The sequence below is a fragment of the Myxococcus vastator genome (assembly GCF_010894475.1).
Lineage (GTDB): Bacteria > Myxococcota > Myxococcia > Myxococcales > Myxococcaceae > Myxococcus > Myxococcus vastator.
On sequence record NZ_JAAIYB010000258.1, the window covers coordinates 1 to 11876 of the forward strand.

At 70.5% G+C, this 11876-nt stretch carries 11 protein-coding genes; 4 read left to right on the forward strand and 7 right to left on the reverse strand.

Translation table 11 applies throughout. From position 1 onward, the window contains the following. Positions 1–142: 142 nt before the first annotated feature. The 4 genes from coaE to G4D87_RS23400 are packed head-to-tail and all read left to right on the forward strand — an operon-like array spanning position 143 to position 2825. Positions 143–739 (forward strand): dephospho-CoA kinase, encoded by a 597-nt coding sequence (gene coaE / locus G4D87_RS23385; RefSeq protein ID WP_163784428.1) that lies wholly within the window; start codon positions 143–145, stop codon positions 737–739. Between the two features lie 23 nt (positions 740–762). Then, entirely contained in the window at positions 763–1905 is a 1143-nt protein-coding gene (locus tag G4D87_RS23390) for an SDR family oxidoreductase (protein WP_205507695.1), read from the forward strand. 39 nt (positions 1906–1944) lie between these two features. After that, positions 1945–2340, forward strand: a complete 396-nt coding sequence (locus G4D87_RS23395) for a MaoC/PaaZ C-terminal domain-containing protein (protein WP_163784430.1) — start codon at positions 1945–1947, stop codon at positions 2338–2340. Positions 2341–2345: 5 nt separating this feature from the next. Continuing rightward, the gene (locus tag G4D87_RS23400) at positions 2346–2825 is read left to right on the forward strand and encodes an FAS1-like dehydratase domain-containing protein (protein WP_163784431.1); all 480 of its coding nucleotides are present in this window, start codon (positions 2346–2348) and stop codon (positions 2823–2825) included. A 3-nt stretch (positions 2826–2828) separates the two neighbouring features. On the opposite strand, the gene G4D87_RS23405 is transcribed toward G4D87_RS23400, so the two are convergent. The 7 genes from G4D87_RS23405 to G4D87_RS23435 form a co-directional block, all read right to left on the reverse strand. Then, a complete protein-coding gene (locus G4D87_RS23405) occupies positions 2829–3713 on the reverse strand; it encodes a tetratricopeptide repeat protein (RefSeq protein ID WP_163784432.1) in 885 nt (294 codons plus the stop codon). Continuing rightward, positions 3714–5555, reverse strand: coding sequence for a molecular chaperone DnaK (gene dnaK, locus G4D87_RS23410; protein ID WP_163784433.1), 1842 nt, complete (start codon positions 5553–5555; stop codon positions 3714–3716). An 18-nt stretch (positions 5556–5573) separates the two neighbouring features. Beyond that, positions 5574–6920: a J domain-containing protein gene (locus G4D87_RS23415; RefSeq protein ID WP_163784434.1), complete on the reverse strand. Its 1347-nt coding sequence runs from the start codon at positions 6918–6920 to the stop codon at positions 5574–5576. 109 nt (positions 6921–7029) lie between these two features. Continuing rightward, positions 7030–8274 carry an acetylornithine transaminase gene (locus G4D87_RS23420; protein WP_163784435.1) on the reverse strand — a complete coding sequence of 415 codons (1245 nt, stop codon included), beginning with the start codon at positions 8272–8274 and terminating at the stop codon, positions 7030–7032. A gap of 37 nt (positions 8275–8311) precedes the next feature. Then, complete coding sequence (gene hslU / locus G4D87_RS23425) at positions 8312–9709, reverse strand: ATP-dependent protease ATPase subunit HslU (RefSeq protein WP_163784436.1); 1398 nt, start codon at positions 9707–9709, stop codon at positions 8312–8314. A 12-nt stretch (positions 9710–9721) separates the two neighbouring features. Then, on the reverse strand, positions 9722–10249 hold the full coding sequence (hslV, locus tag G4D87_RS23430; protein ID WP_163784437.1) for an ATP-dependent protease subunit HslV: 528 nt from the start codon (positions 10247–10249) through the stop codon (positions 9722–9724). 70 nt (positions 10250–10319) lie between these two features. Further along, positions 10320–11876 (reverse strand): SLC13 family permease (locus tag G4D87_RS23435; RefSeq protein ID WP_163784438.1); only part of this gene is annotated, 1557 nt, incomplete at its 5' end.

Here is an 11876-nt window from a genome sequence, read left to right on the forward strand (position 1 = left end):
CTACCTGCGCAAGCTGACGGATGACTTCCGCACCTACTTCCTCTACCCCCGCCTGGGCCTGGCCATCTTCTTCAATGAGAATGGCAAGACGGTTCAGTCGCTGACGTTCACCACGCAGAAGGCCGCGAAGTAGGGCACGCCCGTGCATGTCTTCGGACTGACGGGGGGCATCGCCTCCGGGAAGAGCACCGTGACGCGCGTGCTGCGGGAGCTGGGCGCGGAGGTGCTGGACGCGGACGTGCTTGCCCGCGAGGTGGTGGAGCCGGGCACGCCGGGGCTGGCCGCGGTGGCGGCGCGCTTCCCCGGCGTGGTGGGCTCGGACGGCCGGCTGGACCGGGTGAAGCTGGGCGCGCGCGTCTTCGGGGACCCCGCGGAGCGGACCGCGCTCAACGACATCACCCACCCGCTGGTGCGTCAGGCCTTCATGGACAAGCTCCAGGCGCTGGAGGCGCGGGGCGTGGCGCGCGTCATCTACGACGTGCCCCTGCTCATCGAAAGTGGCATGCACGCCTGGATGGAGGCCGTGGCGGTGGTGTGGGTGCCCCGCGCGGTGCAGAAGGCCCGGCTGATGTCCCGCGATGGGCTGGGCTCCGACGCCGCCGAGGCCCGGCTGGCCGCCCAGCTCCCCCTGGACGACAAGCGCGCCCACGCCACCTGGGTCATCGACAACAGCGGGGACCTGGCGTCCACCCGCGCCCAGGTGGAAGCGATGTGGCGCGCCATGCTCGCGCGCGGCTGAGCGCCGGGTATGCTGCGCGCCGCATGAGCGAGACGCGCAAGAAGGCCACGGCCGGAACGTACTTCCTCACCGGCTACCCGGGGTTCATCGGCAAGCGGCTGGTGGAGCACATCGCCCGTGAGGACCCGAAGGGGCACATCTACGCGCTGGTGCAGCCCAAGTCGTTCAAGGAAGCCCAGCAGCACGCCGCCCGGGTGAAGGGCGCCAAGGTGGAGCTGCTCACCGGTGACGTGGTGGACATGCACCTGGGCCTGTCGGGCGAGGAGTACCAGCGCCTGTGCGAGCGGGTGACGGACATCTTCCACCTGGCGGCGGTGGCCCAGCTGGGCGTGGCCAAGGAGACGGCCTGGCGGGTCAACGTGGACGGCACCCGCAACCTGCTGGAGCTGGCCCGGGACTGCGGGAAGCTCACGCGCTTCAACTACTTCTCCACCTGCTACGTGTCCGGGGACCGCCTGGGCGTCATCGCCGAGGACGAGCTGGACCGGGGCCAGGGCTTCCGCAACGCCTACGAGGAGACGAAGTTCCAGGCGGAGCGGCTGGTGCAGCGCGCGGGCGCCACCGTGCCCATCACCGTCTTCCGGCCCTCCAGCGTGGTGGGGGACTCCCGCACGGGGGAGATTGACCGCTTCGAGGGGCCCTACTACCTGGGCATCCTGCTCGTGACGTCGCCGCTGGTGGTGCCCCTGCCCCTGCCGGGCAACGGCGTGGCGCCGCTCAACGTGGTGCCGGTGGACTACGTGGTGGAGGCGGTGTGGCGCCTGTCGAAGGACCCGCGCGCCCAGGGCAACACCTTCCACCTGGTGGACCCCAACCCGATGAGCGCGCGCCGCGTGTACGAGCTCATCGCGGAGAAGTCGAACAAGAAGCTGCCGCGCTTCAACCTCTCCGCGCGGGCCGCGGACGTCATGCTGCGGCTGCCGCTGCTGGAGAAGCTGGCCCGCCCGCAGCGCGCCGCCATCAGCTACGTCAACCACCTGGCCATCTACAACTGCCACAACACGCTGGAGCTGCTGGACGGCACCGGCGTGCGGTGCCCTCCCCTGTCGTCCTATCTGGATCAGCTCGTGGCCTACGTGCGGGAGCAGTACCGCAAGCGCCGTGAGGGCTCGGACGAGGACGACCCGTTGGATCAGGGCGGCGCACCCGACGCGGAGCGTCCCTGAGCCCGCGCGGGGGCCAGCCGTGGTAGATCCACGGTTCCCATGCCACGCACCTACCAGCCAGGCGACACGTTCACGCACGTCCGCGAGTGCGACCGGTACCGGCCGATTTACTACGCGGGCGCTTCGGGGGACTACAACCCCATCCACATCGACCCGGAGGCAGGTACCGCCGCCGGACTCAACGGCAACATCCTCCAGGGGCTGTGCACCCTGGGCTGGGTGGTGGAGGCCATCGCCGGCTTCGTGGAGGACCCGGGCCGGGTCCGCCGCGTGAAGGCGCGCTTCTCGCGCCCGGTGCGGCCCGAGGACACGATTACCTTCCAGGGCCGCGTCACTTCCGTCCAGGACGGGCGGCTCACGGCGGAGGTCTCCGCCACCAACCAGCGCGGCGAGGACGTCCTCAAGGGCGCCGTCGTCGAAGCCTTCATCGGGTAACGGCCATGGCGCTCGACAAGCAATTCATTGGCCGTGAGTACGGCCCCTACCGCTACACCCTGGGCGAGGAGAAGCTGCGCGAGTTCACGCTCGCCGTCGGCGGCGCGAAGCCGGGCGCCGGGACGCCGGGCGAGCCCCCCGCGCACGTCAGCCCGCTCCTCTACGACGCGCAGGCCGCCCAGGCGGGGCCGCACGGGGGCCTCATCGCCTTCCCCAGCTTCGCCGTCGTCTTCGCCATCCGCCCCTTCAGCGCCGCCATCGCGGACCCCGCGCTGAACATCAACATGCAGATGCTGGTGCACGGTGAGCAGGACTTGGAGTTCCTGGACGTCATGCGCCCCGGCGACGTGATGACGACCACCGGCCGCGTCGCGGACCTCTACGAGCGCGCCCGCATGGGCTTCGTCGTCGTCACCAGCGAGTCGCGCAACCAGCACGGCGCCCTGGTGGTGAAGGGCACGTGGTCAGCCATCATCCGCGGCTAGCCGTCAGCCCGCGGAGATGACGCCCTCATCGATGAGCTGGACGAGGATGCGCGCGGTATCCAGCCGCGTCATCCCCGACAGCGAGAAGAGGTCCTCGTAGCTCACCGAGCCGTCAATCTGCGCCAGCACGAAGCCGGCGCGGTGGTCCAGGTTGAGCCAGATGATGTCGTCCGGCTGCAGGCGCACGGCGGGCACCCGGCCCAGGTCACCCAGCTTGGACTCCAGCCGGGCCATCAGCATCCGCTCACTGCGCGCGCGCAGCGACTCCACGCGGACGTCGGACGGCGCCAGCTCCTTCGCCTTGAAGAGCAGGTCCACCGCCCCGGAGTGATCATCCAGCTCCAGCAGGTCCTCGGCCCCGCGCAGGAGCAGGTCCAGCTCGCTCTCCACCACGGGGAGGCCGAACTCCTGGGTGTGGCCCTCGGGGAGGCCGAACTCGTCGGTGTCCCCCTTCGCCTGGATGACGGGCTCGTCGAACTCGATGACCACGTCGCGCGACAGCAGCTCCAGCACGTCCGCCGGCGTGCCTTCCAGCGCCTCCGGAAGGACGACGTCCGCGGGGGGTGACTTGCCACCGCCCTCCGAGGGGCCGCCCTGCCCCTCCGCCCATGCGCCCCAGTCGCCTTCCAGCGCCGGTGAGGAGGGCAGGTCCGCGTCGGTGGGAGGCAGCCGCCCCAGCGAAGACTCCAGCTCCGGAGGCCGCTCGAACGGCGTCGCCGCGCCCCGTGACGGCGCACCCGCGGCGGCCGCCAGGTACTCCCGGGCGCGGGTGTTGGTCGGATCCAGCTCCAGCGCGCGCTCGAAGAGCCGCCGCGCCCCCTGGGCGTCGCCACTGAGGCGCAGCCACAGTCCCGCCTCGATGAGCTGGTTCGCGCGCTGGCTGCTCATCTACCGCCCCGTGCCGCTCGGCGCCGGGCCCTTGAGCTGCGCCAGACATCCCGTGAGCAGTTCGCACGCGCGGCCCAGCGCGGCCACGTCCTCGCCCGCGCGGACCGCACGCGCATGCTCCAGCACCTGCTCCGCGCGAGGCACCACGTCGGGCGCCAGGCCCCCTCCGCCCGGAAGCAGCCGCGCCCGCGTCAGCGCGTCCACCACGTCGCGCGCCAGCGAGTCCAGCTCCATGCGCCGCGTCTTCAGCTCCTCGGACGCCCGCGCGGCGATGAGGTAGCCGCGCTGCTCGTCCATGATGCGCTGGAGCTCCTCCTCCGTGAGGCCGCTGGACGCGGTGACGGTGATGGACTGGCGCAGCCCCGTCTCCCGGTCCTTCGCGTGCACGGAGACGATGCCCTCCGCGTTGATGTCGAAGGTGACGTCAATCTCCACCTGGCCCCGCGGCGCCTCCCGCAGGCCGGTGAGGACGAACTCGCCCAAGAGCTCGTTCTGGTGCGCCAAATCATGCTCGCCCTGGAGCACCATGATCTTCACCAGGCGCTGGAAGTCCTTCGACGTGGCGAACACCTCCGTGGCGGACGTGGGCACGGTGGTGTTCTTGGGGATGAGCCGGCGCACGGAGCCCCCGGCGATGGCCACGCCCAGGCTCTGCGGCGTCACGTCCAGCAGGAGCAGCTCGTGCTCCGCCTGCACCAGCGCGTGGGCCTGGATCGCCGCGCCCAGCGCCACCACCTCGTCCGGGTGGACGCCCTTGCACGGCTCGCGGCGGAAGTAGCCGCGCACGGCCTCCACGACTTGCGGCATGCGCGACATGCCGCCCACGAGGATGACCTCCTTGAGCTCGGAGGCGCGCACGCCCGCCTCGCCGAGCACCTCGGTGGTGAGCCCCACCACCCGCTCCGCCAGGTCGGACGTCAGGTCCTCCAGCTTCTCGCGGCTCAGCGTGGCCTGCAGGTGCAGCGCCGCCCCACCGCCGGGCGGCGTGGAGATGAAGGGCAGGTTGAGCCCCGCCTCGCGCACGCTGGACAGCTCCACCTTGGCCTTCTCCGCCGCGTCCTTGAGCCGCTGCAACGCCATGCGGTCCTTGCGCAGGTCGATGCCGTGCTCCTTCGCGAAGCCGAAGACGAGCCATTCGATGATGCGGTTGTCCCAGTCCTCGCCGCCCAGGTAGGTATCACCGCCGGTGCCCACCACGTCGAAGACGCCCTGGGAGATGTCCAGCACGGACACGTCGAAGGTGCCGCCGCCCAGGTCCAGCACCGCCACGCGCCCGTTCACCGTGCGGCCGAAGCCGTAGGCCAGCGCCGCCGCCGTGGGCTCGTTGATGATGCGCAGCACGTCCAACCCGGCGATGCGGCCGGCGTCCTTGGTGGCCTGGCGCTGGGCGTCGTTGAAGTAGGCCGGCACCGTGATGACGGCCTTGGTGACGGGCCGGCCGAAGTGCGCGTCCGCGTCCGCCTTCAGCTCCTGGAGAATCATGGCGCTGATTTCGGGGACGGACAGGTCCTTGCCGCCCATGCGGATGCGCAAGTCGTCGTGCTGCCCGGCCACCACCTCGTAGGGCAGCGCGCGCAGCGAGTCCTGCACCTCGTGCGAGGAGAACTTCCGGCCGATGAGCCGCTTGGCCGCGTACACCGTCTCCTGCGGGTTGGTGATGGCCTGCCGCTTGGCGATGCTGCCCACCAGCCGCTTGCCATTCTTCGCCATGGCCACGACGGAGGGCGTGAGCCCCTGCCCCGTGCGGTTCTTGATGACGACGGGCTGGCCGTCCTGGACGGTGGCGACGATGCTGTTCGTCGTTCCCAGGTCGATGCCAATGAGGGGTTCGGGCTCAGCCATGGGGAACCGTACTCACTCCTAGAACGTCCAGCGCAGCTTCTTGAGCGCCGCCTTCGCTTCCGCGTTGTCCGGGGCCAGCTTCGCCGCATCCTCGAAGGCCCGCTTGGCGAGTTTCTTCGATCCGGCGTCCAACAGCACCTTTCCCAACGTCAGTTGGTGCTCGACCTTGTCGGGGTCCAGGTCCACGGCGCGTTGCGCCAGTCCTCTGCATTCGGCTGCATCCTGCCCCAGCAGGTGGCCCAGGCGGGCGCAGCGCCAGGCGGCCTCGGCGTTCTGGTCGTCCAGCGAGCAGGCGAGCCGGTAGGCCGCCATGGCCCCCTGCGTGTCGCCGTGCTGCTCCATCTCCCGCCCCCGAGCGACCTCGATGGTCGCCCGCTGCGAGTCATGCCCCCGGCGCGCCTTGACCAGGAGAAGCGCGGCTTCGCGGTTCTTCGGGTCCATCGTCTGGACCTGATGGAAGTCGTGATAGGCCCGCTCCCAGTCACCGTTGGCGATGGCGGCCTTGCCCCGGGCCATGAACTCGGCCAGCCGCCCCGTGCGGGCCAGGTAGGGATGCCGGGCCAACCGGGCCTGCCGCTCCGCCCGGCGCGCGTCGGACGCGCCATCCTCCGGCGGCGGCGCCAGCGGACGCGACGGCGGCGGAATGGACGAGGGCCGACTGGACGCCACGGGCGGAGGCGATGAAACCTGATGCACCGGCGGCGGCTCTGGCGTCAGGAGCTGCTGCGCGGGCGCGGGAGGAGGCGGCGCGGCGGGTGGCGGCGGCGCGGCGGCGCGTTCGGCCTGGGCCAGCGCCGGGTTCGCGCGCAGGTAGGCCTCGCGCTTGTCGGGCTGCATGAGCACGTTGTGCGCGTCCGTGAGGCGCCGGAAGATGCGCTCCATGCGGGCGCGGAAGCTGCCCAGGTTCTTCCCGAAGTAGCGGTCCGGATGGAAGCGGCGCGAGGCGTTGTAGTACGCCTGCTTCACCTCCGCCGCCGGCGCCCCGGGCTTCAGCCCCAGCACGGCGAAGTGGTCCATCGCGTCGAGCGCGCGCTCCAGCTCGATGATTTCCTTCTTCCGCTCCGGCTCCAGGTCCACGGCCTCCGCCATGGCCGCGTCCACCACGGGCGCGGGCGCGCCCCGAGGCACCACCCGCGCGGGGACGATGGCGCCCTTGGCCCGCAGCGCCAGCAGCACGGCGATGGTGCGCGGCTCGCCCAGCTTGGAGCGCGCCAGCACCTGGTCGATGCGCTCCACGCGCCCCACGAGCTGGAGCACCGCGCCCTCTTCCGCGGTGAGCTGAAGGCGAGCCGCGTCCAGGTGGGGCACCGTGGCGAGGTGATCCGTCAGGGCCCCCAGCCCGATGATCGTGTTTGGCGCACTCACAGTGACGGTCCGAGGAAAGACTTCCGGAGTTTTCAGACTAGGGTTCCGGACGCAGGGCGTCAAACGTCCGTGAATCCTGACTCCAAGAGAGGGAAGACGGCCACGCCCGTCAGTTGCTGGTGAGCACGCGCTCGAGGATGGACAGGCCTTCGTCCAGCTCGCGCTCGGTGACGATGAAGGGCGGCGCGAAGCGCAGGGTGCGCTCGCCGGCGGCATTCACCAGCAGCCCCTCCCCACGCAGTCGGGCGATGACGGGCGCCACCTCGCAATCCAGCTCCACGCCCAGCAGCAGCCCCTGGCCGCGCACGGCCTGGATGCGGCCCGCGGGCAGCCGGCCCTGGAGCTCGCGCGCCCGGGCGATGAAGGAGGCGCCCTTCTGCTGGACCTCGTCCAGGAAGCCGGGACGGCGGAGGATGCGCACCACGGCGTTGGCGGCGGCCGCTGCCACCGGGTTGCCACCGAAGGTGGAGCCGTGGGTGCCCGGCGTGAGGCTGGCGCCCAGCTCGTCCTTGCAGAGCATGGCGCCAATGGGCAGGCCGTTGCCCAGCGCCTTGGCCACGCTGATGCCGTCCGGGACGATGCCCTCGTGCATGAAGCCGAACGGCTTGCCGGTGCGCCCCATGCCCGTCTGCACTTCGTCCACCAGCAGCAGCAGCCCGTGCTCGTCACACAGCGCGCGCAGCCCGGCGAGGAAGCCCTGGGGCGCCACTCGCACCCCGCCCTCCCCTTGAATGGGCTCCACGAGGATGGCGGCGGTCGCCGGGCCCACGGCCGCGCGCACCGCTTCAAGGTCGCCGTAGGGCACATGGGTGAAGCCGGGGGGCAGCGGCTCGAAGCCCTTCTGGTACTTCGTCTGGCCGGTGGCGGTGACGGTGGCCAGGGTGCGGCCGTGGAAGCTGCTGTCGAAGGAGATGACCTCGAAGCGCTCCGGCGTGCCGCGGTCCTTCATCACCTTGCGCGTCAGCTTGAGCAGCGCCTCGTTCGCCTCCGCGCCCGAGTTGCAGAAGAAGGCGCGCGACAGGCCGGACCACTCGGTGAGCTGCGCGGCCAGGTCAATCTGCGGCTGCGAATAGAACGCGTTGGAGACGTGCCACAGCGAGTCGAGCTGCGCCTTCGCGGCGGACACCACCTCCGGGTGGCAGTGTCCCAGCGCGCACGTGGCGATGCCGCCAATCAGGTCCAGGTACTCGCGGCCCTCCGTGTCCCAGACGCGCGTCCCCTGGCCCCGAACCAGTACGAAGGGCGGCTGCTTGTAGTTCTGCAGCAGGTGGCGCTTCGCCTTCTGGACCAGGGCGTCGGTGGAGGCGTCGGACGATGCGGAGGGGGAAGGCTCGGAGTGCGACAAGGCAGTCATCCTTCGTGCGGTACGGTGCCCCTCCGCATATAGCGCGCTACAGGATGTAGCGCGACAGGTCCTCATCCTGGACGATGGCGGCCAGGCGCTCGCGCACGTAGGCGGCGTCCACCTGGAAATCCCGGGGGCCCAGCTCACTGGCGGAGAAGGACACCTCGTCCAGCAGTCGCTCCAGGATGGTGTGCAGCCGCCGGGCGCCGATGTTCGCCGTGCGCTCGTTGGCCTGCTGGGCGATGCGCGCCAGCTCCGTCACCGCGTCGTCGGTGAAGGACAGCCGCACACCTTCGGTGCCGAGCAGTGCCGTGTACTGTCGCAGGAGTGAATTCTTCGGCTCCCGGAGGATTCGGACCAGGTCCTCGCCCGTCAGGGGCTCCAGCTCCACGCGGATGGGGAAGCGGCCCTGCAGCTCCGGGATGAGGTCGCTGGGCTTGGAGACGTGGAAGGCGCCGGCGGCGATGAAGAGCATGTGGTCCGTCTTCACCACGCCGTACTTGGTGTTGATGGTGGAGCCCTCGACGATGGGGAGGATGTCCCGCTGGACGCCCTCCCGGGACACGTCCGGGCCGCCCCCGCCCTTGCCGCCCTCGCGGCTGGCGATCTTGTCGATTTCGTCGATGAAGATAATGCCGTTCATCTCGGCGCGGACCACGGCCTCGCGCTGGACGCGGTCGGGGTCCACCAGCTTGGCGGCCTCTTCCTTGCGCAGGAGCTGGAGCGCCTCGGGCACGCGCACGCGGCGGCGGCGCGTCTTGTTCATGCCCGGCATGTTCTTGAAGAGGTCCTGGAGGTTGACGCCAATCTCCTCCATGCCCTGGCCGGAGAAGCCGCGCATGAAGGTGGGCGAGGACTCCGCGGTCTCCACCTCCACCTCCACGTCATCCAGGGTGCCGGCGCGGAGCTGGGCGCGGAACTTCTCTCGCGCGGTGTCGCTGACCCGCTGGGCCGGTGGGGGTGGCGGCGGGGCGAACCCGAACGGCGGCGTCGCGGACGACGCCTTCACGCCGTTGCCCTGCATCAGCTCAATCAGGCGGTCCTCGGCCAGCTCCTCGGCGCGGGGGCCGACCTTCTCGGTCTCCTCCTCGCGGACCAGCGCGATGGCGGCCTCGACGAGGTCGCGAATCATCGACTCGACGTCGCGGCCGACGTAGCCGACCTCGGTGAACTTGGAGGCCTCCACCTTGACGAAAGGCGCCTGCGCGAGCTTCGCCAGGCGGCGGGCAATCTCCGTCTTCCCCACGCCGGTGGGGCCAATCATGATGATGTTCTTCGGGTGGATTTCGTCGCGCAGGTCGTCGTCGACCTGCTGGCGGCGCCACCGGTTGCGCAGGGCAATGGCGACGGCGCGCTTGGCGGCGTCCTGCCCGACGATGTAGCGGTCCAGCTCGCTGACGACCTCGCGAGGCGTGAAGGCGGACAACTTGCGCGATTCGGCCACGGGGGGTGTCTCCTAGAGCTCTTCGATGGAGATGTTGGCGTTGGTGTAGATGTCGATTTCACCCGCGATGGTGAGCGACTGGTGCACCACGTCGCGAGCGGACAGCTGGGTGTGCGCCATGAGGGCGCGCGCGGCGGCGAAGGCGTAGGGGCCGCCGCTGCCCACGGCGGCGATGCCGTAGTCGGGCTCAATCACGTCGCCCGCGCCGGAGAGGATGAACGTCTTCTCCTTGTCGGCGACGATGAGGAGCGCCTCCAGCCGGCGGAGGAAGCGGTCGGTGCGCCAGTCCTTGCCCAGCTCCACGCAGGCGCGGGCCATGTTCTTCTGGTGCTCCTTGAGCTTGGTCTCGAAGCGCTCGAAGAGCGTGAAGGCGTCCGCGGTGCTGCCAGCGAAGCCGGCGAGCACCTGGCCTTCGCCCAGCCGGCGGACCTTCTTCGCCGTGTTCTTCATCACGGTCTTTTCGAGGGAGACCTGGCCGTCGCTGGCGATGGCGACCTTCCCGTCGCGCCGCACGCAGAGAATGGTGGTGCCGTGGAACATAGGACCCGGGGTTTAACAAGCCGGGCGCGGCGTTTCCAAGGAACAGTGACTGCCTGTCTGCTCGCAGACTTCAAAAAGGGAGCACCCACGGCACCACCAGCACCGCCAGCGCGACGATGAGCACCTGGAGCGGGATGCCCACCCGGGCGTAGTCGGCGAACCGGTAGCCTCCGGGGCTCATGACCAGCGTGTTCACGGGCGACGCGATGGGCGTGGCGAACGCCGCCGACGCGGCGATGGCCACCCCCATCAACAGCGGCTCGGGCCGGAGCTCCATTGACTCCGCGATGCGGAGGGCCACGGGGGCAACGAGGACGGCGGTGGCCGTGTTGGAGATGAACAGGCCCAGGGTGGACGTCACGATGGCGAGCACCGCCAATACGGCGTGAGGGCTGGCGCCGGAGAAGAGCCCCTCCAGGCCCGCCACCGCCAGCTGCGTCACGCCGGTCCGCTCCAGCGCGGTGGCCAGCGGGAACATCCCGGCGATGAGCACCACGCTCTCCCAGTTGACCGTGCGGTAGACGTCCGCGGAGCGCACGCAGCCCGTGAGCACCATGGCCACCGCCGCCAGCAGCACGGCGACCACGTTGGGCAGCAGGCCCAGGGCCATCACCGTCAACATCGCCAGGGTGATGACGACCGCGAGCGCCGCCCTGCGCGGGTCCGCGAGGCGGTCGGTCCGCGGGTCGGGTTCTGCGAGCAGGATGAGGTCCCTTCGGGCCTCGGACAGGTTGCGCAGGTGCTTCTTGCGGCCCTTCACGAGCAGGGTGTCGCCGCGCCGCAGCGTGAAGTCCTTGAGGGCGGGAGAGGAGGCATCCACCACCGCGTCCGTGCCCCGGCGAATCGCGAGCACCGTGGCCCGGAACTGGTCACGAAAGCGCGCCTCCCGGAGCGTATGGCCCGCCAGCGCCGAGCGGCGGGGAATCACCACCTCCGCGAGCGACTCCTCGGGAGGCAGTGACAGGGACTGCAGGGACGGGAGGCGCTCCAAGCCCCAGTGCTCCACCGTCGCGGCGACGGCCTCCTCCTGGCCCTGGATGACGAGGACTTCGTCCGGTCCGAAGGGTCGGTGCGGCACCACGGGATGCGCCGCGCCCGCCGACGAGATGCCCACGACGTTCACCGCGTGCGCGGAGCGGAGGTTGGCCTCGCCGAGCGTCCGGCCCACGAGCTTCGAGCCACGGGGAACGCGGAGAGAATGGAGCAACGTCCCCAGGCCGTACTCACTGGCGAAGTCCTCGGGCGACAGCACGGCCTGCGCCGCGACCTGCCCCTGCGCCGCCGAGGGCAGCAGGTACTTGCCGACGAAGATGAGGAACAGCATGCCCGCGGCGAGCATCACCCCGCCGATGGGGAAGAAGGTGAAGAAGCGGAACGGCTCATGGCCCGCGTCCCGGAGCGCCCCGCTCGCGATGAGGTTGGGTGGGGTGCTGATGAGCGTCAGCATGCTGCCCAGGTGGGCGGCGAACGCGAAGGGCAGGAAGATGCGAGCGGGCGGGATTCCGCGCCGCAGGGCGAGCGTCCCCACCACTGGCATCAGGATGGCCACGGTCCCCGTGGAGCTCATGAAGGCGGACAGCGCGGCGGTGGCCAGCATCACCACGGCGATGGTGCGCCCCTCCCCTTC